Raw genomic sequence first — 23,647 nt, 5'->3', positions numbered from 1 at the left:
AGTTGCCATTGCCGCCCGCGTTGGAGTTGCCATTGCCGCCCGCGTTGGAGTTGCCATTGCCGCCCGCGTTGGAGTTGCCCTGAGCATTTGAACTGGAATGACCGCCTGCGCTACTGACGTTCGATCCACCGGAACCATTGCTGCTGCGGACCTTGCCTGGGATACTGTTAATTGCTCCACTATTGCCGATGGCGAAATTCGGATTGGGGGTTGTAAGCGATGCCATCTGAACCGGGACGGATCTTGATTCGCTATTGGTGATCAATCCACCGGTCAATGCGCTCAGCGATACCGGCGTGTCGAGCACGGGCGCGGAAATCGTGCCGTCGAATGCGCTACTGGCGATGTTCAGCAAAGTGGCGTCATCCATCGGCTCGGGCGTCTCTGTGCTTCCGGCGGGTGCGTTGGGAGAATCAATGGTTTTCGTCTCGGCCCCTGCAATTGTCAGCCGGAATTGCTGGTCCTGATTAACGATGCCGATCATACCGGGCGACAAGAGCTGGCTCGCGCCGCCATCCAGGGTCGACACCTGTACCGCGCCTTCGGTCACCTGAACCGCGGTTCCGGTTTCCGAAACGGTAACGCTGAACGTCGTGCCTTTCACCACAGCAGCAAGATACGGAGTTTTTACCCCGAAATGTGGTGTAGCCTTCTTGTCGATGCGGAAGAGAACATTGCCGATCTCTTCGAAAAACTGGACAACGCCGCCGCTCTGCTTCGGTTCGCTGATGCGCAAGCGGCTGTTGGGCGATACGACCACATATTCCTGACCGCGTACCAGAACCGCACGGCTTTTCTGACCGGTGGAAATGACATCACCAGCAGCAAGACTGCCTCCGCTGATCGCGATCTTGGATACACCGGCACGCAATATATTGACCGTTCCGGCGCTTTCGGAAAGCTTCCATTGTGGAGTACCGGCATGCGCGGTGCCGGCTGCCATCATTGCTGCAATCGCTAGAAATTTTTTCATTGTGCTACTCATCACTTTCGTTGGCCTCGGGACAATGATCGCGCTCGGCAATGCCCCCGTTTAATCTCCAGTAGAATGATGAAGTGAGTCGAACGTTTAAAAACGGTCTGAATTTTTTATTAAAACATCGATTTGATAAGCATTTCCTAAGCCTTTCTAGATAAATGAATTTGTTCCGAGTTCAGGAGTAGTTCGTGCATCTAGTAGTAAAATTGGCAATATGCGCTGGATTGGGGCTTTGCTCTGCGTCCGGCTTTGCCCAGCAAGCCGGCAATCCGTTCGAAGGTGTCAGCCCGCCGGACGAACAGATCATCGGCGATCCGGACCGTGATGACCTGGTTCCGCCGGTCGTGGCGCCGGATCAGTCTGTGCAACAAAGCCGCGATCGCGAGGCGTTTACGATCGGTGCTGTCTCCGTCAAATCCGGGATAGAAATAGCGGCAGGCGATCTGGCTCGCGCCTATGAACCGTTTATCGGTGAAGAAGCGAGTGAGGACAAGCTGCGGGATCTGGCGAACACGATCTCCGAAATCGCCCGGGAGAAGGGCTATATCTTCGCTAGCGCCCACATCCCTGCCCAGTCCGTAAAAATCGGCGTTGTCGAGGTTCTGCTCGACCCCGGCGCGATCGATGAAGTCCGGATAATTGGCTCTGAAAACAGACGTCTACGCAAGATACTTGATAGATTGAAGAACAGACCCACTCTCGCGACGCGGGTAGAAAGACAGCTGCTTTTTGTAGCGGATTTGCCGGGTATAACGTTGCTAAACTCGAACTACCGCCGTGAAAATGGCAAAGGCATCCTCGTCGTGTCGGTGCGCGAAGACAAAGCCAAGGGGCATCTGGCTCTCGACAATTTTGGTCCCGAAACACTCGGACCATTCCGCGCACGCCTCGACCTCGATATCGCCGGACTGCTGACGGACGGCGATATTTTGACAACAAATGTGATCAGTTCGATCGTACAGCCAAAAGAACTAACCTATGTAAATGCACGATATGCAGTGACATTGGGTGATGGAGCCACGGTAGTCGGTATATCGGCTGCCGCGGGACGCACGCATTCAGGCGGTAATCTGGCCGATTTCGAATTTACCGGACAGAACCGCTATGCATCAGGCTTTGTAAGTCATGCTGTGAAACGCGGTAGAGACGTCAATTTGTGGATAAATGGAGAAGTCGCGTTCCTCGATGCCCGCCAGTCCCAAAACGGAACAATTTTCCAGAATGAGCAGATAGCGACAGCAGCGGTGAACATCTCGGGCAATTATAATATTGGTGTCGGTAGAATCTATGGCGGTGTCGGAATAACGCAAGGTTTGGGCATTCTAGGCGCAAATCGGCTGGGGGACCCTCTGAATTCCCGCAACGACGGCAGCGGCATATTCACCAAAGGGAATTTCTGGATCAACTCGATATTCGATCTGGGAGACGGATTCGGGCTCCGATTGGCGGGTAACGCACAAATCGCTTCGCGGCCGCTGCTGTCGTCTAACGAACTCGCCGTCGGCGGCCCCTATTTTGGCAAGGGCTATGATTTTAGCGAACGCTTTGGCGATGAAGGGGCGATGGGCCTGGCCGAGGTCCGTAAAGAATTTAAAAAGGTCAATGAATGGCTCGACTGGTTTCAGCTCTACGCCTTTGTCGACGGCGGCCATGCATCCAATAAGGGAACCGGATTTGGAGACGGGTCCCTTGCTTCGGCAGGCGGGGGGATAAGAGCGCAGATCGGCAAATTGGATCTGGGCATTGAAGCCGCCGCACCACTGACCAGAGATCGATTTGAAAGCGGCGACCGGTCGCCAAAAATATCCTTCCAGATCGGACTGCGATTCTAGGGCGATATTGTTCCGATGACAATTCTGGCCGACGCTGTCGGCTTGCTCAAAAACACAGATCATGCCTGAGAGCGTTCTGGTTTTGTCAGCGTCGCTAGGGTCATGTTCGTCTAGTGATGACTGTTCCCCGTCAGCACCTGTGGCACAGATTTGAGCATAGTTTAAAGAGGATCTAGGTCTCGTCGAATTGACGAAGAAGCGAAGATGAGCTCTAAATCCTCAAAACCCGAAGCAAGTGCTGAACGGCTAGTAGAGGACATCTGCCGTGCCACGCGTCGGCACTTCTCAGATGAAGACAAGGTCAGGATCGTGCTGGATGGCCTGCGGCACCAAGCGCGTGATCTGAAGCAATGCGTACGCATGTGGAACCGCATGGAATAATAATTATCGACACTGAATTCCACGTGGTCGGCTCACTATTTGCGATGTCAATTTCGACATGCACGCAATCGACCGAAGTGCTGCCAACCCTTTTCTAATGAGAATGACTTGCAGTAGCACAGCAATTCTGCGATCTGCATCAGCTATTGCGAGTGATTCGCACTTAGCCGGCTTTGGGGGTCAGAATGAGATTTGAAATTGAAAAATGTGTGATTGGAGCCTTTGCCTCTATTGCGCTTGTTGCACCTGCTTCGGCGATCGCCGCGCCGGCGGTAGCGACAATACCGGTCGAGCTTAGCGTTGCAGGCATGTTTGCTCAGGCGGACTGGATTGTGAAGCTTGTCATTGTCGGCCTCGCATTCGCCTCCCTGGTTAGCTGGACGATCTTTATCGCCAAGACGATGGAATTGCGCGGAGCGACTGCGAAGGCACGCGAAGTTCATGATAGCGCGATCGTGCTGCATTCGCTTGACGACGCAAATAGCGTTGCGGCCCTGAACGGCAACGCGCTGGTGAAAGAGGCTTCAACGGAGCTGGAACTGTCGTCGGATGCCCTGAATGACGGCGAAGGTGTTAAAGAGCGCATCGTCTCACGCTTTGAAAGATACGAAGCCGCACTCGCACGCAGGCTGACACGCGGCGTCAACATTCTTGCCACAATAGGTGCCACGGCGCCCTTTGTCGGGCTGTTCGGGACGGTTTGGGGCATCATGAACAGCTTTATCGGAATAGCCGAAAAGCAAACAACAAACCTTGCCGTGGTCGCTCCGGGCATTGCGGAGGCGCTGCTGGCAACCGCACTGGGCCTCGTGGCCGCCATCCCGGCGGTTATCATGTACAATCATTTTTCGCGCCAGATATCGGCCCATCGCGCACTCGTTTCCGATACAGCGGCGGCGATCCTGCGCCTCGTGTCTCGTGATCTCAGCCGCGGCATTGCTGCCGGCAAATTCAAAGCCGGCAAGAAGGATTGAAACGATGTCGATTCGGCTTTCCGATACCAGCGACGACCTCCCGCTCAATCACGAGATAAATGTCACGCCGTTTATCGACGTGATGCTGGTGTTGCTTATCATTTTCATGGTTGCGGCTCCGCTCGCAACGGTGGACGTGAAAGTTGATCTGCCTGCCTCCAATGCAGCGGCGGCCCCCAAACCCGACAAGCCGGTTTTTCTCTCGATCCAGGCTGACGGCAAAATCCTTGTAAATGAATCAACGGTAGCACTGGCCGAACTGGGCACTGCCATCCAGACCGCTACAAAGAACGACAAAGAACAGCGCATCTATCTGCGAGCGGACAAGACGATAACCTATGATGTGATCATGGGGGCGATGAACAGGCTCCGTTCAGCGGGATATATACACGTTGCACTTGTCGGCGCCGAAACAACTGGTCCGCAATGAGTGCGGTGTTTCTTGATCCGGTCGAGAAACGGCAATGGGCCCTGGCCGGCATGACGGCGCTGGCTGCGCATGGTGTCCTTGCGTGGTCCTTAACGGCGTGGGACAAAGAACCTGTCCTGCCAATGCCAGAGCCCGTTGTTCTGGTCGAACTGCCGCCGGAAAGCGGGGCATCCTCTGCCGCTGTGGATCAGGTGTCCAGCGAGACACTACCCCCTGATCCTGCGCCAATGCAGCAAATGCCGGCTTCACTGGACCTTCCGGCCGCGCCCTCGGCTGCACAGGCTGTACCGGTAACGCTGCCAAGGCAGTCGCCGATAGCGCAGCCGCAACCGATAGCTGTCCGTAACAATAGCCCTAAAGTTTTACCCTCTCCCAGAATAGCTCCCGACACCGGTCCAGGTGCTGCTTCGGAAAAGGCACCTGCCAGCAAAACGTCCGGCGAGAGTCCGCAGGCGCGGAAGGAAAAGGCGGATTATTTCGCCATGGTTAGCGCACATTTGAACCGCCGGAAGCAATATCCGTCCGAAGCACGCAAGGCCCGGCAGCAGGGTGTTGTGAAGGTGCGCTTTACGGTTGATCGGAGCGGAAATATTTCTGGCGTTTCGATCAGCGGTTCGAGCGGATACCAGATACTCGACGAGGCCACCCTCGCATTGATGCAGCGTGTGGCTCCGCTTCCCCGCATGCCTGACACGATGGCCCAGAGCAGCGTCACCATCACGCTTCCAATTGATTATTCCCTCAGAACAAGATGAAAAAGGAAATCGACATTATGAACAAGAATATCCTGCGCCCGATGAGTCTCAGGTCCCCGAGCGCGAGCAACGCCAGTCTTCACACGTACGGCGCAGCAGCGGCTCTGGGACTGACCACCGTCCTCGCCGCCACACCTGCTTTCGCCCAGAATGCCGAGCCGGAAGAAATCGAGCTGGAAACGCTGCGCATTGAGGACGATACCGCCGACGTAAATCCATATACCCAAAAAGGCGCGCCATATAAGGCGCGCGTTTCTGCTGATCCTCGCAGAGTGAAACCACTGGCCGAAACACCTGCGACGATTACGGTCATCACCGAAAGCCAGATCGAGGAGGCCGGGACAACCGACCTGAAGGAAATTCTATCCCAGCAACCAGGGGTAACGATCGGCACCGGCGAGAATGGCAATGCTTTTGGTGACCGCTATATTATCCGCGGCGAGGAAGCCAGGAGCGACGTTTTCGTGGATGGCCTGCGCGATCCCGGCATGACCACGCGCGAGAGCTTCGCTGTAGATCAGATCGAAATAACCAAGGGCCCGAGCGCGACCTTCGCCGGACGGGGAGCCACGGGCGGAGCGGTCAACGCAATCACCAAACAGGCCAGCACGGATTATAATTTCAGCCGCGTCGATCTTGGCCTGGGAACCGATAATTACTATCGCGGGACGATAGATACAAATTGGCTGTTGTCCGACAATGCGGCGATCCGCGCGAATCTCCTATATTCGAATCAGGATGTTCCCGGCAGAGATCCCGCAAATCGTGAACGCTGGGGTGCCGCAATCTCGGGCACGTTGCAAATAAGCGATGCCGTGCGGGTTGCGCTCGATTATTATCACCTGACCGCCAACGACAAGCCTGACCTGGGCAGCTATGTCACCGCGAGCACAGCGGACGGCTACGGTGAACCCTTTGATGATATTCCTGCATTTACCCAGGACGGAGACTTTCTTAAGTCCGAAGTAGATACCGTCACCGGCCGGATTTTCATCGAACCTTTTGACGGTTTCAAAATCGTCAACTCGACGCGCTATGGCGAATCGAGCAATGGTTATGTGACAACCGGCGCGCGGGGTGGCGTCGACGGCGCCACCATCGCCCTGAGTGACCATCAGGGTTGGCAGGAAGTCCGATATTTCGTCAACCAGTTCAATGCGATCGGTAGTTTTGATACCGGGTCACTGGCCCATACATTGATTGTCGGTAGCGAATATTCCGATCACAAGGTCACCAACGGCGTCTATTCGATCACGAATACCGGCGCGACCAACTGCACGGTCAGTGGCCGCGGCGGGACACGGCCGGGCTATTGTATTACGGATGCGGACGGCAGCCTGATAGTTGAACCGGATGCAATAAGTTCGTTGCTTGGCCGCGAAATCACGAGAAATGGATCGGACAGCGTATGGCAGGTTAGCGCGCTTTCCTTTTACGCCATGGACACGGTTGATATTACGCCCTGGCTCTCGATCAACGGTGGCGTACGGCTCGATGCGACGGATTTCAGCCTTGCAGTCGGTGCCGCAGACTATCGGCAGAACGAGACGCTCTGGAATGGTCATGCCGGAATAAGCGTCAAGCCGATAGACGAGCTTATGCTTTACGCCAGCTGGGGCACAGCCAAGAATATCAATGGCGGTGAGTCCGATCTCGGATCCAACTGCGGCTATGGCGGCTTCTGTGTGGATCCAGTCAATCCTGCTGTCAGCGGCAGACCGGAATCCTCGACGAGCTTTGAAGCCGGCCTGAAATGGGATCTGTTCGATGACCGGTTCTTGCTGACTGCAGCGGTCTTCCAGACAACCAAATCCGATATATTCGAGCTTGGCTCCGACGACTATTCGATTGAAGGCGCCATAAACACGGGCAAGACACGCGTGAAGGGCATCGAATTGGGGGTTGTCGGCAATATAACAGACAAGCTGTCTGGCCAGATTGGGCTTACAATCATGGACGCCGAGGTACTGGAAAGTATTGATCCGGACAATGTCGGGCTCACGCTTTCGAATTTTGCTGACACCCAGGCAACCGCGCAACTTCGATACCAGGCAACCGAGCAATTCGCTTTTGGCGCTACCGCGACTTACAAGAGTGCCATGTATGCAGGCCAGCCTGACAGCGCCGCCAGCTTCAATGCCACAGCAGGCCGCTATTCCTATCGCGTCCCGTCCTATGCGGTTTTCGATGCTTTCGCTCACTATAAGTTCAACGAACATTTCTCCGGACGTATCAATGTTCAGAACGTGGGCGATGTAGATTATTATACCGCAGCTTATCGCAGCGGTGCTTTCCTCTATAAAGGTGACGAACGAAGAGCTACTGTGACCTTGACAGGTCGTTTCTAACTACGGCGGCGGAAAGCAATCTTGCTTTCCGCCGCAACGATCTCAATATTTGCGAGACAGAATATGATCACCGTCATCGAACAGCTTTTGACCAAGGATGAAGTCGGGCAGTTCCGGGAAAAGCTTGCAAAGGCCGACTGGATCGATGGCGCGCAGTCGGCGGGTTCCCGCTCGGTTGCGGTCAAGCAAAACCAGCAGCTTGATCGAGCGGACATATTGGGCAAGCAGTTGGGAGATGCCATCCTCAGAAAACTTGGTAACAATGCCCAGTTCGTTTCTGCTTCGCTCGCAGAGAAAATCTGGCCGCCCGCATTCAATCTCTATCAGAATGGCGGCCACTACGGAACGCATAGCGATGCCGCGCTCATGCGCTTGCCCGACACTGGCTTCACGATTCGCAGCGATTTGTCGGCAACGCTCTTTCTTTCCGAACCGGATGAATATGATGGGGGGGAGCTGCTCATCGAAGAGCAGTTTGGTGCGCAAGCGGCAAAGCTCGCCGCGGGTGACATGCTGCTATATCCGTCATCCAGTCTGCATCAGGTTGCCCCTGTCACGCGCGGTCAGAGGATATGTGCGATCACATGGATGCAAAGTGCCGTCGCGGACGGCGCTGCGCGAGAGATGCTCTACGATCTCGATCAGTCGATACAGGCATTGGCGCCGGATCGACCGAAGGATGATCCCGACATAGATCGGCTGGTTCATGTATATCATAATTTGTTGCGACGCTGGGCAAAGGTATGAGCCGAACTATATTTAAGGCACTGTTCTGGGCGATTCTGGCACTTCCGGGCCTTGTAATGATCTGGCAGTTTTCAAACCATGGTGTTCTGGCCATGGACATGCTTCACCCCAGTGGCGAGATGTCGATCCGGCTGATGATCCTCGCCATGTTGGCTGGCCCGCTGTCGGAATTTTTCGGGCTCAACAGATTTTTCCGGGCCTGGCTCGCGATACGCCGCAATCTGGGAGTTGCAGCATTCGGTTATGCGATACTGCATCTCGCATTTTATTTTCTCGATATGCCCGACGTTGCGGCCATATGGGATGAATTGAGCATAGCGGGCATTTGGACGGGGTGGCTGGCATTGATACTCATGATTCCGCCAGCCTCGATCAGTTTCGACAATGCCATGCGAAAACTGGGTCGAAAATGGAAGTTGATCCAGCGTCTCGTTTATGCGGCCTTCATCGTCAGTCTGGCCCATTGGCTTCTGCTTGATTGGGATTGGTGGCCAGCATTTATTCATCTCACCCCTCTTATGATTGCCTGGAGTCTCCGTTGGTTAAGGCCCCGGAGAAAAGCGTCTCTCTCACGGAGTTTATAATGGACAAAAAAATTAACCGTCTGGCTCTCACGGCAATTGCCGGAGCAATGTTTCTTACCGCTGCACCAGCTTATGCCGATGGAAATGTTCAATGCAAATCCGGCCCGACCAAGAACTGGAAACCGATTGCCAGGATGAAGAAAAAAGTCTGGATGGAAGGCTGGGAACTGTTGAAATTGCAGGTAGAAGGCGACTGTTACGAAGTCTACGCCCGCAACGAAAGCGGACAATCCATTGAAGCGTTCTTCCACCCTGTGACTTTGGAAAAGCTGGTAGTCTATCGCCGCGGGAGCGAAATTTACCGGTCTTCCAATTTTCCGAAGTGAGCCAAAGTAGATCGTAAAAAATTTTACCGATGCCACGTTGGCCCAGACAAGCTTTATCACCGCCACTTATCAGATATACAGATTTTAAAAGAAGCTCGAGCGCAAAACCAATCAAGAGATGAACCGAAGCAGAATCATTTCCATTAAAAGCCCATTGCTCAATGTCAGGAACATCGATTTCAACCGCATGTCGCCTAGCGACATCAGCCTACCTCGTTCCGCGAGGAGCGCGAATGGCGGGTGATCTATACTCCGGCGATTTTGGCGCAATCCGCTGAAATGACGCTCGAGCAGATGAACAGAGTTCCCACAGAAATCATGACATTAAATGGAATGCCGCAGCGGGTCTACGCTATCCCATTCAAGGATCATCCCCAAGAAGGGTTCGTCGGGGCCACAATTCCTACGTTGCTGGATCGCGTATTGATTGGACCTTCACTTGATGCCATTCCTATCGCGCGCGCGTTCGTGGACGAACTTGACAGTTGTGGTGTGAAGAATACTCAAGAGAAAGTAATAATCACAGGAGTTCCGTTGAGAACGTAACATTCGTTTACCTCTAGGGTCCAAAAAGGACCTCGCCCAGCAAAAAAATATATGCAGTCTCAACAATTCCAGCGACCATCAGGCTCGCCTACCAACACAAAATGAGCATCGAACATTTTCTGCAAGCAACCATGCTCGATCCGCGAATTCACACGGTTTAAGTCAACGTTATATTCGATCCAACCTCACGCAGTTACATGAGGTAACAGCTTAGCATTACGCCTAAAATGTCGCTATAGAAATTCAATGAAGGTCAAATACATCTACCCTTTGGACCGTCCGCTTAAATTCGCAGACCGGCTAGACGATTCCGCCGCCCAATACGCGATAGAGGTTGATCAGATTGAGAGCACGGGACAACCGCGTGTCGACCAGTTGTTGCTGCGAAGTATAAGCCGTTCGCTCTGCGTCGAGGGCTACCAGATAGGAATCGACCCCAGCCTGATATCTGGCCCGAGACAGCCGCAAAGTCGTATTGGCAGATGCAGTCTGCTTCGTGCGCGCCGCGAGCCTGTCATCAATCGTCCCACGCTGGGCCAGGGCATCGGCGACTTCCCGAAAAGCCGTCTGGATCGTCTTTTCATAATTGGCTACCGCCAGTTGCTGCGACGCTTTGGCATAGTCCAGATTGCTCTTGTTGCGGCCTCCATCAAAAATCGGCAAGCTTAATGCCCCTTCCGTCGCGGAAGAAAAGCTACCGCCGGCGAACAGTCCGCCCAGAGCATTGGAAGCCGTACCGAGCAAACCGGTCAGCGATATGCGGGGAAAGAACGCAGCCCGTGCAGCGCCGATATTGGCGTTTTCGGCGATCAGCTGATGTTCCGCCCGCAACACGTCGGGGCGCTGCAGGAGGACATCAGAACTGACAGCAATGGGCAAGGACTGGAGCGTGTAGTCTTGTTCGCCCAGAGCTTCGGGCAGAAGCCGGGCGGGAGCCGCGGTGCCAACCAGCAGGTCGATTGCGTTGCGATCCTGCGCTATCTGGCTTTGCAGGACCGCTATGTCAGCCCGGGCGCTCTGAAGGACGGTCTCCGCTTGACGGGCTTCCAGTTCGGAAGAAACGCCGATCCGGAAACGAGCCTCGGAAAGACTCAGGCTTTCTTCAGAGGTGGAGAGAGCGGCCTGACTGATTTGCAATTGATCCTGGTCGGCGGCCAGTTGCAACCAGGCTGACGCTATCTCGGCAATCAGACTGATTCGTGCGGCGCGCTTGGCCTCTTCGCTGGCAAAAAATTGCTCCTGCGCCGCGCGCGACAAGTTTGCCACACGATCGAACAGATCGATCTCGAACGCAGAAACACCGACCGCCAGAGAATAGCTGTCAACGGCGACATCCGGTCCGGAAGAAATGGTTTCGGTTCTGGTCGCGCTGCCCGACACCCCGATCGAGGGAAGCCGGTCAGCCCGCTGCACTTTATATTGCGCCCTTGCCTGCATGACATTGGCTGCGGCAATGCGCAGGTCGCGATTATTCTCCAGCCCGCTATCAATCAGTTCGACAAGGCGCGGATCGATGAAGAAATCACGCCAGCCAATGCCGGTAACGTCAAGCGCATCGCTGGCGGCCGCAGGATAAATCCCGTCGTGAGGCAGTTCGACCGGAACCGGCATTTCCGGCCGGACATATTCGGTGGCCAGACTGCATCCGGCCAAGGCGGTCGAGCATGCGAGAATAAGCAGGGATGATCTAAATATGGTCATATTCATTCCTCCGTCACAATGTTTAGGGGACGATCGTCATCCGGGCTTGCGTCCGGTTCTCGGGTATCGAGCCGCCCCATATAGCGGGCGGCCAGCAAGAAGAATGTCGGCACCAGGAAAATAGCCAGCACCGTCGCTGCAGTCATCCCGCCCACAACAGCGCGACCGATGGCATTTTGTCCACCCGCACCGGCTCCGGTTGTCAGCGCCAGCGGCAATACGCCGAACACAAATGCGAGACTGGTCATCAGGATCGGGCGGAGTCTCTGGGTTGCTGCGAACACAGTGGCTTCAAAGACGTTCATCCCGTCGGCGATCTTTTCCTTGGCGAACTCGACAATCAAAATCGCATTCTTCGCGGCCACGCCCATGGTAGTGATGAGGGCGACCTGCAGATAGATGTCATTGTCGAGCCCACTCAACATCGCCGCGGCCAGCGCACCGAAAACACCCAGCGGGACGACCAGCAGGACCGAAAGCGGTATCCACCAGCTTTCATACAAGGCGGCGAGGCACAGGAACACAATCAGCAGTGAAAGACCGTAAAGCAGCGGTGCCTGACCACCCGACAATTGCTCTTCGTAAGACAGGCCGGTCCATTCGAGCGACGTTCCCGGCGGTAGTTTTGCCTGCATTTCTTCCATCGCTTCGATGGCCGAACCGCTGCTGTAGCCTGGGCCGGGAATCCCCTGGATCTGCATGGCCGGCTGGCCATTATAACGGGTCAGTTGGACCGGTTCCTTTGACCAGTTCTGGGTTGAGAAGGCGGTAAAGGGGGCCATCTCTCCGCTCTGGCTGCGCACGAACAGCTTGCCGATATCTTCCGGTTGCTGGCGATACTGCTCGTCTGCCTGTAAATAGACCCGTTTGACCCGGCCCCTGTCAATGAAATCATTGACATAGCTACTGCCCCAGGCGGCGCTGATCGTGGCATTTATCTCGCTGATATCGAGCCCAAGCGCACGTGCTTTCTCCTGATCAATATCCACATTGAACTGCGGGGCATCATCCAGGCTAACCGGCCGGACCTGATCAACGCGCGGGTCCTGCGAAGCCATGCCAAGCAACTGGTTGCGGGCAGCTACAAGACCATCATGGCCCAGATTTCCGGTATCAACCAGTTGGAGATCAAACCCGGTCGCATTACCCAGTTCCTGCACAGCGGGAGGAACAATCGGGAAAATCATGCCGTCTTTATATTGCTGGAACCTGCCCATCGCCCGACCGGCAATAGTCTGGACATCATCGGGGCGATCCTCCCAGTCTTTCAGATTAACGAATGCCATACCTGCGTTCTGCCCCTGACCGGCAAAGCTAAAGCCGTTGATCGCGAAAACACCGTCGACATTGGCTTTTTCTTCCTCGAGGAAATGCTCCCGAACCAGCGTAAGAGCCTGATCGGTCCTTGCGCTGGTCGCGCCGGCTGGACTCTGGACAAGGACCATCATGATGCCCTGGTCTTCGTCCGGCAGAAAGGATGAAGGCAGGCGCATGAAAATAACGCCAACCCCGACGATGATAGCGGCATAAATCAGCATCGAGCGGACCCAGTTGCGTGCGGTCTTGCGCACACCACGTTCATATCCAAGCTTGCCGGATTCGAACTTGGCGTTGAACCAACGGAAGAAGCGAGCCAGCGGGCCGGCTCCGTCCGCCAGGCTGGAATCTCGCGTTTTCAGCATCGTAGCACATAAGGCCGGGGTCAGAATAAGAGCGACCAAAACCGAAAGAACCATTGCCGATATGATGGTGACCGAAAACTGACGGAAGATGACGCCTGTCGATCCGCCGAAAAAGGCCATCGGCAGGAAGACAGCCGAAAGCACGAGTCCGATCCCGATCAGCGCGCTGCTGATCTCGTCCATCGATTTCCGCGCCGCTTCCTTGGGCGAAAGCCCCTCCTCGTCCATCAGGCGCTCGACATTCTCGACGACCACAATCGCATCATCGACCAGCAGACCGATTGCCAGCACCATTCCGAACAGGGTCAAGGTGTTGATCGAAAGACCGGCAACGGACATGATCGCGAACGTACCCATCAGCACGACCGGAACAGCAATCGTCGGAATCAGCGTTGCACGCCAGTTCTGGAGGAACAGGAACATGACGAGAAATACCAGAACGACAGCTTCGATCAGCGTTTCTACGACCTGCTCGATGGACAGCCGGACAAAGGGTGTCGTGTCCAGCGGATAGTGAACCGAGACATCGTCCGGGAAACTCTTCGATATTTCAGCGACCTTGGCCTTCACCGCATCGACCGTATCGAGTGCGTTCGCGCCCGAGGCGAGTTTGATCGCGATTGCCGAGCCCGGCTTGCCATTGAAGGTAGCGTCGATACCATAGGATTCTGCGCCGAGTTCGACCCGGGCGACGTCGCACAGCTTGACCGCTGATCCGACCGTGGTTGATTTCAGGATGATATCGCAAAATTGCTCCGGCGTCTGCAGCCGTGACTGGACCGAAACAGCGGCATTGAGCATCTGTTCTTTGGAAGCCGGGCGAGCACCCAGCTGACCAGCCGATACTTGCGCGTTCTGCGCGCGCACCGCAGCGGTTACATCCGAAATGGTGAGCTTGAAAGAAGACAATTTTACCGGATCGATCCAGATTCGCATCGCATATTGCGAGCCGAAAGACTGCGTATCGCCTACTCCCGAAACCCGACTAAGCGGGTCCTGAAGCCTTGTCGCCACCAAGTCGGAAAGATCGTTCGCATTGTGGCTGCCGTTTTGGGAAGCCAGTGCGATAACCAGCAAGATGTTGGCGGAAGATTTGCTAACCCGCACCCCTTGCTGCTGGACTTCTTGCGGCAGCAACGGAGTTGCCGACTGAAGTTTGTTTTGCACCTGAACCTGCGCAATATCGGGGTCGGTGCCCTGATCGAACGTCAGGGTGATCGAAACTGTCCCCGCCGAAGACGAACTCGACGAGAAATAACGTAGATTATCGATACCCTTGAGCTGCTGCTCGATGATCTGCGTTGTGGTATTCTCGAGCGTCTTGGCGTCCGCTCCGGGGTAGGTGGCAGTAATCGTCACCGCAGGCGGCGCAATCGAGGGAAACTGGGCTACGGATAGATTGCCGATTGCCAGCCCGCCAGCGATGATCAGGGCAACCGCAATCACCCATGCAAAGATGGGGCGGTCGATAAAAAAACGTGACATGGTTTTCTACTTCTTTTGCTGTGCTGCAGGAGCGGAGGAAATATCAGCGACTTTCGCGGCCTTGGCGGGATCACGCCAGGCAACTGTCTTCACCGACATACCGGGCTGCAACATCATGCCGCCCTCCACTACAACCTTGTCACCTGGCTTGAGGCCCGATTTGACGAGCCAGTTGTTGCCGATAACCTGGCCGACCTCGATGGGCTTGAGCATGACCTTTCCGTCCTGGCCGACAATCATGACGACCGCCTGCCCTTTTTCATCCCGGCTGACCGCTCGCTGGGGAACAACGATCCCGTCTTGAAGCGATCCTTCCACCAACCGCGCACGGACAAACATGCCGGGCTGCAATATGCTCGATTTGTTCGGGAAAAGCGCACGGATGGTCTGCGAACCGGTTTCCGGATCGACACTGACATCGGTGAACTGAAGACGACCCTCCGCCGGATAGATGCTGCCATCTTCCAATATGAGTTGAACCGACGCAGCACCATCGCCGCGCGACAGGTCGCCCTGGGAGAGCTGTTGCCGCAATTTCAGAATTTCGGCGCTTGTTTGCGAGATATCGACATACACCGAATCAATTTTCTGGATGGTCGCTAGGGCGGTCGCCTGCGACGCAGAAACCAGCCCGCCGGTGGTGACCAGCGACCGGCCGATCCTTCCGGAAATAGGGGCGCTGATGGTGGTTCGCGCCAAATCAATCTCGGCCGACTGCAACGCCGCTCGCTGCGCTGCGACGTCTGCACGCGCCTGCTGCGCCGATGCCACCGCATTGTCGTAATCCTGCCGGGAAACGGCGTTGATCTTTACCAGCTCACCATAGCGTGTTGCCAGAGCCTGACTTGAAGCGATCGAAGCCTGTGCGCGAGCCAAAGCCGCTTTGGCGCTGGCAACCTGGGCTCGTGGAAGCTGTGGGTCGACTTGATACAGCGGTTGCCCGCGTTCAACATTACTGCCTTCCGTAAACAGGCGCCGCTTGATCAGGCCGTTAACCTGCGGCCTGACTTCGGACAGCTCATACGGGGTGATCCGGCCAGGCAATTCGATGGTCAGAGTCACCGGAGTCTCGGCAATAGTGACAACACCCACTTCGGGGAGGGCTGATAGGGGAGCCTGGTCGCTTTGATTGCTACATGCGCACAGGGTCAGCATCAGGGCTGATAACGCGTTTCGAAAAGATACCATGGAAATTTTTGCTCATCTATGTTATGTGAGTGATCGTTCATTCACATTGCAATTAGTGAGAACAGTTTCTACGGTCAAGAAAAAAAAGGAATGGTTGATGGATCAGGACTCACATTGTGACAACGAGCCCGGATTACAGGCACAAAGGACACTGGAACGCCGGGGCAAGATCACGGCTGCTGCAAAGCGGTTGTTTATCGAAAACGGTTTTCACAATACCGGTATGGCGCGACTGGCCAAGGAATCGGGTGTGCTGGTTGGCCAAATCTATCGTGATTTTGCCAGCAAAGAGGCCATTGTCGCAGACATAGTCGAGGAGCAGATGAACGTTCTGTTGGCCGCTTCGGAACTGCGCGAGTCGATCAGGCGCAGTGATTATGATGCGGTCAAGGCATGGATCTTTAAATTTGTCCGCGGCCCCGACGACAATGATTTCGTCCTTTTCGCCGAAATTCTGGCAGAATCATCGCGGAACGAAAAGATTGCCGCCATTACCGAAAAAGTGTCGGATCGACTGCGCGAAGCGATGGTCGAGGCACTTACCCTGTTAGCACCAGATCCGGCCAAAGCCGAGCGCCGCGAGACGGTCGCGAAAACCATCTTGTGCATTGGCGGCGGCGTTGGTCAGCAAAAGTCGGGGATGGTCAACAATCTGGATGATCAGGTCGTCGACTTGATCGTCGAGATGATCGAGCGCGAATTGATGGAGTTACAGCGAAGCTAGCGGTGAGGTTTGAAATCCGTCCGCGGACTGGCCGAGTGAATAATTTTCCCAGACATCCGTTGCCGCGGTCAATTGTGGTTGTCGATTTTGCAGGAACACCCCATCAGCCACTACCGGAAGCCATCGGGCACCCGCCAAGCTGCTCGGGAAACGTTCTTCTATTGGGGGTTTCGTATTGATTCGACTCACAAGCTCAAACCAAAAGCTTACAGGCGCGCTGTAAACCGCTTTATAGGTTGATTAATAAATGGCTGTTTTCTGGTAGCGGAGGAGGGACTCGAACCCCCGACACATGGATTATGATTCCAGTGGAAATGACTGTTTTCAGCGCTATAATCACGAACCACACCGGTATTCGTCACATCAAGCAGCCAGCAAATCTTGTTCCATCTTATCCATGAGCTCAACGTCTTTCGATGGGTCGTTAAATAGGTGACCGTAGACGTCAAACGTCATCATGATCGTCGAATGACCAAGAAGAGTTTGGATCTTCTTTGGAGCCCATCCTTGCTCAATGAACAGTGAGGCTGCAGCGTGCCGCAACGAATGCGGTGAGAAGCGCGGCTTGCCATTTTCATCAACGATATCACATTCAACCATGAGCGGTTTGAACACACGGTTATAGAAATTGGAATGGCTTTGAACCTTGCCGATACCGTTGGGGAACACAAGGTCGTCCACGCCTTTGGGGCAAAGCACGCGCCAAGCATCCAGAGCTTTGCTTAGAAAACCACCCATGGGGATATCACGACGCCCTGCCCTGCTTTTGGGAACCCCAATTTGATTATATCGATCGGCGCGCTGTCGTACTCGGATAAGGTTGTTTTCAAAATCAACGTCGGACCACCGGAGGCCACGCAGTTCAGACATTCTCATGCCAGTCATAATAGCCGTGACAATCAACGGCCGGTGTTGCGCTGGGACATTCGCAAGCAACAACCTAATCTCCGCTTTGCTTGGAAACACACGCTCAGGGTCATGACGCTGTGATTGCCGGAGCTTTACTTCTCTCGCGACGTTCTGCTGTACGTAGCCTCTTTCCTGCGCTTCTGAGATTAACGAACGCAAACTGGTCAGCGACTTCTTTGCATTCGACCTGGTGCTATCGCGAAGAATGTCATCTAGAAATTGACGCACGTCAGCAGAGGTAAGCTCTACCAGCATAATCGACCCAATTTTAGGGACAATATGATGCTTAATATGTGATCGGTAAGAATGAATCGTTGCTCGCTCTAGTTTCTCTAAATGGCATCGATCAAGCCAGATTTCGCATGCGTCAGAAATGGTAATGGGGGGCATTGATGGACTACTCCTAATGTGTGTTTTGATGTTCACATTCTACCGGAGTTCAACGACCGTGTCGGGCTAAATTCCAGCCTATTTCTGGCTTTTTTGTGCCTGCAATGCTCTGCGTTCTTTCACCACTTGGTCAACCATAGGGGCGAGAGTGAAAAGATTTCCAGCGATGAAGCGTATCTTCTCTTTTTCACTCGACCTTCTCCAATGATAGGTCAGATGTTCAGCCATTGAATTGGTCTTCTTGCGCTTTCTATAGCCAGCAGCGATCGCGGCGCGATAAACCGTGATTTCGCCCGCGTCGATTTCCTTGAGCAGCTTAGTATGCCCGTCATTCTTCAGCCGACGAATATAGTCTTCATTGGTTCCTGACATAGCGTCCTCGTAGACGTGTCGACGTCGACGTGTCTACAGCTTTCGATATCACTCAAAAAAAACTAACATTCATTTGCATATTTGAGCCGACAGCGCTTGGCCATTATGGTATTATAGACGTAAGTAAAGTTGATTGATCAGGGCAACGATCTGCAGCGCCTGCGAAGAACTATCTAGCCATAGCAATTTGTCATATTTTGTAGGGTATTTTAGCCGTGACCCGCGGCCAAATCGGTAGCCGGGATCAAGACCGGAGCTATGAGTGAGCAAACACGACTGGAAAATCGGTACGCTAACCACGGATCGGTGAAAGCCACCCTTTGCAAGGGAAAGACCAATCAAAGATGAAGGCACTGCATGACTGCACCCTTTTGACCGGTGATATTTGAAGGTAAGACATCACCGGTTGTGTTCGGTTCTGCTGGACGACCGAGTTGGCCAAAAAGGCCGGGTTTCGGAACTAGATTGACCGGTAAAGAGCTCCGCCGGTCTGCGGGATAGCTTTCCGCCAGGTTCTTCACCACTTTCCCATGGGAAACTAAACCTCTTGCTGTGAGAGCGCCATATTGGCCTACTTTCAGCAAGGGGGTTAAAGTCATTCCTCGGGAAGGTTGATTAAAACATTATTCAAATATCTAGGAGCTGAGCGACAAAGTCGCGATGCTCCTGTCGTCCCCGCAGGGGATGACAAATCCATCATGAATCCCATGAAAAACATGGAAAACACTTCCCCCTACAACTCAATTTTATAGGAATTCAAAATGAACCAGAGCCAAGAAACAATACGAGCGTCTCAGACATTAAGTCCCATGGATCTCAGCGAAAACGACCAAACATCATTATCGGACATCCTTGGAGATGTGTTGGTGAGCTTAACGTTGCTATTTTTCGTTGCATTCGTTGCGGAGCTTAGCACCATATACTCCTGAGACTCACGAGGGAATGACTTCAGCAATGAAATCATAAGGTTTCGAGCGTGGTCCTATAGCATCCAGTGCGATTTCTTTGTGTCTTGCCCTTAGAGCTCCATGGGCATGTCAGACACAATGTGGGCTTCTCAGTTTCACGGTTTCGGTTGAAAGCAGAGAAGTCTTAGGAATCCCCCAACATACTGACCCCCATCCCGCCTACTTGCCGGTGATTTTGAAACGCCATCCATCCACCGGGGTTGTTCATGCACAACCTTCATGAACTTTGGTTGGCTTGATGCATTATGGTATTATGAAGCCCAATCGCAAATTTGCTTTTTTCTTGGACGGCTGGAAATATGTGTAATCACTATCAAAACCACCCCGAAGCAATCCCCACATGGCTGGAATATATCGGTGCGGCTGGTGACATCCCCTTCTCAGAGGTCAAAATTGATGTCTGGCCGAAATATCAGGGCATGGTTGCGCGTCTCGACGGCGGTCGAAAAATACTCGACACCATGCAGTGGGGCGTCCCACTAACAATGAAGGGTAAACGTCCTGGCACGACCATTACAAAGCGAATAACCAACGTTCGCAACCTATCCAGCCTTTTCTGGCGATCGATGCTCACAAAGGCTGAAAATCGCTGCCTCGTGCCCTTCACCGCATTTGCTGAGCCAAAGCCCAGGTCGGGGAGAGAGGAATGTTGGTTCGAGGTCAATGAAGCCTCTGTCTCGGCGTTCGCTGGTATCTGGCGCCCCTCCGATGAAGGTAACGTATTTGCGTTTCTGACATGCGAACCTAATCCGCTTATCAAGCCCATTCACCCCGAGGCCATGCCGGTGATATTGCTTCCAGAGGATTATGACGGCTGGTTGGCTGGAGATGATGCGGGGAGGTTTGCGGTGCCATTCCCATCCCAGCTGATGTCGATGGCTGCTTAGCCTGTCACTGGCTCCTGCCTCATGGCGCTGCGTGCCTGTTATGGTGTAAAGCAAGGTTGACATTAGTTAGTCAAATATTGACTCATATCGTCTCATTTTTTCTGCCCGTCACCGGCGACTGCAGTTTCTTCCATTAATGGGCCATTGCGGCTCTATGTCCGATTTTGGCCTCGGATGACCGGTTCAACTGGACTTTCAGCGATCTGCTGGGACGTGCCTAATCTTAGTTGAACATAACGTGTGATATTAATTCGAGAAACCACTGTCCTACATAGAACATTTAGTGAACAACGTGATTTCCTTGATACCACTTGTAGGTCCGTCATGATTGTTATGGATAGCTCGTCCCTCCTTGCGCTGGCAGCAATCATTGCCAGCGTATCATCACTCATCTGGGCGGTGCGTCGGAAGCCATGACATTGGTTTCAGAAGATCGGCTGGTAGCCATGGCACTCGATGCTCTAGAGCAGATCCTCGCCCTTTCCGCTGAGGAATGCGTCAGCCGCACGAGATCGATTGCGGTGTGCCTTGCTTACCTCGCATCACGGGACACCTCTGAGAGATGGCCCTTTGACGAATTTTGGAAATGGCTAGATTGTGACGACAAGCTCGTGCGGTCAGGAAATCTCAACCGGTGTTTGAACGGTATCTACGCGCAGCTCAGCGTGAGACGAACAAACAACATGATGTTCAAATACAAGACGCCCCACAACTCATCATAGGTTGATGCTCGCTGGCCCATCGTGGGTTTAAGACCCTACAGAAGCAAAAGCGGACTCTTCCCTCGATGCAATCGAAATGACTGCTTACGCCCCAATTGCGGTCGTTCGCGCTATCCAGCCCAAATGGCGGATATGGGTGCAATAGCGGACATCGACCTCTGTGCCAGAACAGAACATTTTTATCGCTATCCTGAAAATCTGTTGCTCCGCGCTTACTAAATATGTTAACATTTTGTGAGGGTTGATAAAATCACGCGTTAAATAATGCTCATCTGGGCGATTTTTCAAGGCGGTTAAACAAGGGGTGAACAATGCAAAAATTTATAGGGGCGGCAGCGGTTGTGACTGCTATGGTTTTACCAGCATCATTGGTATCGGCTGCAGTGATCACAATCGATCAAGGTGAAGTTTTTAGCGCAAATTACGATAATGGAGGTATGGGCAACGGTCGAGGTGTAAGTTTTCTGGCGAATGAAAATTTTACGATTTCTTCGATCGGCTTTGACCTGAGCGTTATCTCGACCGACGCCACCAACTATGTTTATCAAATCTTCAGCAGTACAAATGGCAGTGACGCAGTTTCCATCTTGGATTTCGTAACCTTTAATCTGACAGCTGGAGAGGGCTATCGGGATCAAGCCTTTGGATTTACTTTTAACTCCGGCTCTCACTATCTTGTTAACTTTGCACGTGCGGACGGTGCTCATTTGGGCGATTTGGGTACGCACTACGTTTGGGAAGATCTAAACGGTGTTTCCGCAGCTATTAATTATGGTCCGCTTACGGTCGTTGAAGGCTTTGAAGGATCGCCACCAAATAATAGCAATCCCCTTATTGCGTTTACCCGGTTTAATGCCGGTACGCCGGCAGTCCCTGAACCAGCAACCTGGGCATTCATGATCTTTGGCTTTGGTGCCATTGGCGGAGCAATGCGCCGTCAGCGCAAGGCAAACGTGAAAGTCAGCTACGCTTAACTAATCAAAACGGATTTGCTCCGAAGCCCTGTCAGAGCAATCTGGCAGGGCTTTCTGCATGAGTGCTAGTGTCCGCTTTCGGGATGAAACCGCTATTAGAAGTCGCAACTCTCAATGACCGCTTCCCACCCAATTTCGGTCATTCGAACTGGTTTATGGAAAGTAAAAGCGGCTGGTCGGCAATCGCCCCATATGTGGTCATTCCCGACGTTAACTCCGTTTCGTGAAACCTGAAGCAGCCAATCGGTCGGTCTTGCCAAAACTCATATGCTGGCGGATGATGCCTTCTCAACAAGCTAGCTCTGCCAAGCGAGCAGTCGACGCTGCCGACAGTATGGAAAAGCCACATGGCATATGGGAAGCGCCGAAAATGCCGGCAGAAGTGCATTGACATCCCTATATATGCAAACTATTGCACAATTGATTGTATATATAGGGATCAAATCTAAAATGACTTATCTTGATACCCATCCGCTTCACGGTGCATTTATTTCCAACAAGTTTACGCGCTTGACTGATGTTATAGCCAGCCAAGGGGAGGATATGCTCCGCGATGCGAATATAGATGTTCCATCACGAGCGGTTTCGATTGTGCTACTGGTTGGAGAGCATGGTGAGATATCGGCAGCGGACATCGCCAACTGGTTGGAACAACCTCATCAGCTGGTCACACAGCGCTCAGACCTGCTGATCGAGTTAGGGCTGATCAAGCGCAGAAGCGATCCTCACGATGGCCGCAGAAAAATACTGGTTCTGACAGCCAAAGGAACGGATCAGTTCACTCGATTGACCGAGCTTATGGTCCAGGTCGCAGACGTTTTCGCTGCCTTGTTTGAGGAGATCGAATGCGATCTCGCCGCCATGGCGATGCGGGCCATCGAGGCACTCGAGCGATCGCCTATCCTTGAACGTATCAATTCCCGGCGATCCTCGCGCATTGTGAATAATCCAGACAATTTGGAAATATCATGAAAATCGCCTCTTCCAGAACAAAGCAGCTTCCCAAGGACACGGTAGACAAGGCCGCGCAAAAAGCGGCAATCGATATAGGTCTTGTCCTTGGGACAATGTTGATCCTGAAATATGCTTTGTTGAGCGTTGAAACGCTGTGGACCTATGCAGGTCCGATATCCTTGTTGTCAGCGCTCGCCGTTGCGAGTTGGCGCCTGCGGAAAAGTGGTGAGAGCTGGGTTGACCTTGGCCTAAAACGACTTCCAAGCTGGCGAAAAACGCTAGTATGGACATTCGTGGCACTGGTCTTAACCACCGCCGCCGGCATCTTGTTAGAATCCGTCATTAGCAGCGCACTGGGGGATGTTGCAGCGCAGGCTGCGCCCAGCAAGAGCGGCAGATTTGCGGGCCTTCCCGGAAACACAGCCGCTTTCGTCTATTGGCTGGCCGTGGCCTGGATCATTGGCGGTTTTACCGAAGAAATGCTGTTTCGCGGTCTGCTGATTACACGGTTTGAGACGCTGTTTTCGCGCATACCATTCGGTTTGGTCATCGCGATCATCATGCCGGCTGTCCTGTTCGGGCAGCAGCATTATTATTATCAGGGGATTGGCGGTGCTTTCGCGACTGGCGGCGTCGCATTGGTTTCTGGCATTCTTTATGTGTTTTTCAAACGAAATTTATGGCCACTCACCCTGTCGCACGGCTTGGCCAACACTGTCGGCCTGACACTGATTTATACCGGCCTTCAGCCGGCCACCTGACCCCCGCTTTCCTGTCCCTATCTGAACA

The 23,647-nt window shown here is 53.6% G+C and carries 20 protein-coding genes; 14 read left to right on the top strand and 6 right to left on the bottom strand.

The window, feature by feature from the left end; all coding sequences use genetic code 11:
* Nucleotides 1-973: FecR family protein (locus AACZ86_RS05870; protein ID WP_339690227.1), on the bottom strand; the 973-nt coding region annotated here is incomplete at its 3' end.
* Nucleotides 974-1,167: 194 nt separating this feature from the next.
* On the opposite strand from AACZ86_RS05870, the gene AACZ86_RS05865 reads away from it, so the two are divergent.
* The 9 genes from AACZ86_RS05865 to AACZ86_RS05825 all read left to right on the top strand — a co-directional run bounded on the left by AACZ86_RS05865 (nt 1,168) and on the right by AACZ86_RS05825 (nt 9,902).
* A complete protein-coding gene (locus AACZ86_RS05865) occupies nt 1,168-2,811 on the top strand; it encodes a ShlB/FhaC/HecB family hemolysin secretion/activation protein (protein ID WP_339690224.1) in 1,644 nt (547 codons plus the stop codon).
* Nucleotides 2,812-3,377: 566 nt separating this feature from the next.
* A complete protein-coding gene (gene exbB / locus AACZ86_RS05860) occupies nt 3,378-4,166 on the top strand; it encodes a tonB-system energizer ExbB (protein ID WP_339690222.1) in 789 nt (262 codons plus the stop codon).
* Nucleotides 4,167-4,170: 4 nt separating this feature from the next.
* On the top strand, nt 4,171-4,596 hold the full coding sequence (exbD, locus tag AACZ86_RS05855) for a TonB system transport protein ExbD (RefSeq protein ID WP_339690221.1): 426 nt from the start codon (nt 4,171-4,173) through the stop codon (nt 4,594-4,596).
* Nucleotides 4,593-5,351 carry a TonB family protein gene (locus AACZ86_RS05850; RefSeq protein ID WP_339690219.1) on the top strand — a complete coding sequence of 253 codons (759 nt, stop codon included), beginning with the start codon at nt 4,593-4,595 and terminating at the stop codon, nt 5,349-5,351. Before exbD ends, AACZ86_RS05850 begins: the two co-directional genes overlap by 4 nt.
* 17 nt (nt 5,352-5,368) lie before the next feature.
* Complete coding sequence (locus AACZ86_RS05845; RefSeq protein ID WP_339690217.1) at nt 5,369-7,699, top strand: TonB-dependent receptor; 2,331 nt, start codon at nt 5,369-5,371, stop codon at nt 7,697-7,699.
* Between the two features lie 63 nt (nt 7,700-7,762).
* Nucleotides 7,763-8,446 carry a Fe2+-dependent dioxygenase gene (locus tag AACZ86_RS05840; RefSeq protein ID WP_339690216.1) on the top strand — a complete coding sequence of 228 codons (684 nt, stop codon included), beginning with the start codon at nt 7,763-7,765 and terminating at the stop codon, nt 8,444-8,446.
* A gap of 56 nt (nt 8,447-8,502) precedes the next feature.
* Nucleotides 8,503-9,030: a ferric reductase-like transmembrane domain-containing protein gene (locus AACZ86_RS05835; protein WP_339690214.1), complete on the top strand. Its 528-nt coding sequence runs from the start codon at nt 8,503-8,505 to the stop codon at nt 9,028-9,030.
* Entirely contained in the window at nt 9,030-9,356 is a 327-nt protein-coding gene (locus AACZ86_RS05830) for a PepSY domain-containing protein (RefSeq protein ID WP_339690213.1), read from the top strand. The genes AACZ86_RS05835 and AACZ86_RS05830 overlap by 1 nt, the downstream gene beginning before the upstream one ends.
* Before the next feature lie 240 nt (nt 9,357-9,596).
* Entirely contained in the window at nt 9,597-9,902 is a 306-nt protein-coding gene (locus AACZ86_RS05825; protein WP_339690211.1) for a hypothetical protein, read from the top strand.
* 300 nt (nt 9,903-10,202) lie between these two features.
* Here AACZ86_RS05825 and AACZ86_RS05820 read toward each other — a convergent pair whose 3' ends face one another.
* The 3 genes from AACZ86_RS05820 to AACZ86_RS05810 are packed head-to-tail and all read right to left on the bottom strand — an operon-like array spanning nt 10,203 to nt 15,958.
* Nucleotides 10,203-11,603, bottom strand: coding sequence for an efflux transporter outer membrane subunit (locus tag AACZ86_RS05820; RefSeq protein WP_339690209.1), 1,401 nt, complete (start codon nt 11,601-11,603; stop codon nt 10,203-10,205).
* Nucleotides 11,604-11,605: 2 nt separating this feature from the next.
* The gene (locus AACZ86_RS05815; protein ID WP_339690208.1) at nt 11,606-14,770 is read right to left on the bottom strand and encodes an efflux RND transporter permease subunit; all 3,165 of its coding nucleotides are present in this window, start codon (nt 14,768-14,770) and stop codon (nt 11,606-11,608) included.
* Nucleotides 14,771-14,776: 6 nt separating this feature from the next.
* On the bottom strand, nt 14,777-15,958 hold the full coding sequence (locus AACZ86_RS05810; RefSeq protein WP_339690206.1) for an efflux RND transporter periplasmic adaptor subunit: 1,182 nt from the start codon (nt 15,956-15,958) through the stop codon (nt 14,777-14,779).
* 97 nt (nt 15,959-16,055) lie between these two features.
* Between AACZ86_RS05810 and AACZ86_RS05805 the strand changes: the two genes are divergently transcribed.
* A complete protein-coding gene (locus AACZ86_RS05805; RefSeq protein ID WP_339690205.1) occupies nt 16,056-16,682 on the top strand; it encodes a TetR/AcrR family transcriptional regulator in 627 nt (208 codons plus the stop codon).
* A gap of 363 nt (nt 16,683-17,045) precedes the next feature.
* Here the strand turns inward: AACZ86_RS05805 and AACZ86_RS05800 are convergent, their stop codons facing one another.
* Nucleotides 17,046-17,981, bottom strand: a complete 936-nt coding sequence (locus AACZ86_RS05800) for a tyrosine-type recombinase/integrase (protein ID WP_339690204.1) — start codon at nt 17,979-17,981, stop codon at nt 17,046-17,048.
* 78 nt (nt 17,982-18,059) lie between these two features.
* Entirely contained in the window at nt 18,060-18,353 is a 294-nt protein-coding gene (locus AACZ86_RS05795; RefSeq protein ID WP_339690203.1) for a hypothetical protein, read from the bottom strand.
* Between the two features lie 1,267 nt (nt 18,354-19,620).
* On the opposite strand from AACZ86_RS05795, the gene AACZ86_RS05790 reads away from it, so the two are divergent.
* From AACZ86_RS05790 to AACZ86_RS05775, 4 genes are all read left to right on the top strand, one after another.
* Entirely contained in the window at nt 19,621-20,208 is a 588-nt protein-coding gene (locus AACZ86_RS05790) for an SOS response-associated peptidase family protein (protein ID WP_339690201.1), read from the top strand.
* Between the two features lie 1,033 nt (nt 20,209-21,241).
* Entirely contained in the window at nt 21,242-21,904 is a 663-nt protein-coding gene (locus AACZ86_RS05785; RefSeq protein WP_339690199.1) for a PEPxxWA-CTERM sorting domain-containing protein, read from the top strand.
* A 354-nt stretch (nt 21,905-22,258) separates the two neighbouring features.
* Nucleotides 22,259-22,876: a MarR family transcriptional regulator gene (locus tag AACZ86_RS05780; RefSeq protein ID WP_339690197.1), complete on the top strand. Its 618-nt coding sequence runs from the start codon at nt 22,259-22,261 to the stop codon at nt 22,874-22,876.
* The gene (locus AACZ86_RS05775) at nt 22,873-23,619 is read left to right on the top strand and encodes a CPBP family intramembrane glutamic endopeptidase (RefSeq protein ID WP_339690194.1); all 747 of its coding nucleotides are present in this window, start codon (nt 22,873-22,875) and stop codon (nt 23,617-23,619) included. The genes AACZ86_RS05780 and AACZ86_RS05775 overlap by 4 nt, the downstream gene beginning before the upstream one ends.
* Nucleotides 23,620-23,647 lie beyond the last annotated feature (28 nt).

Source organism: uncultured Parasphingorhabdus sp. (genome assembly GCF_963975735.1).
Taxonomy (GTDB): domain Bacteria; phylum Pseudomonadota; class Alphaproteobacteria; order Sphingomonadales; family Sphingomonadaceae; genus Parasphingorhabdus.
This window is presented reverse-complemented; position numbering and strand designations above follow the sequence as displayed.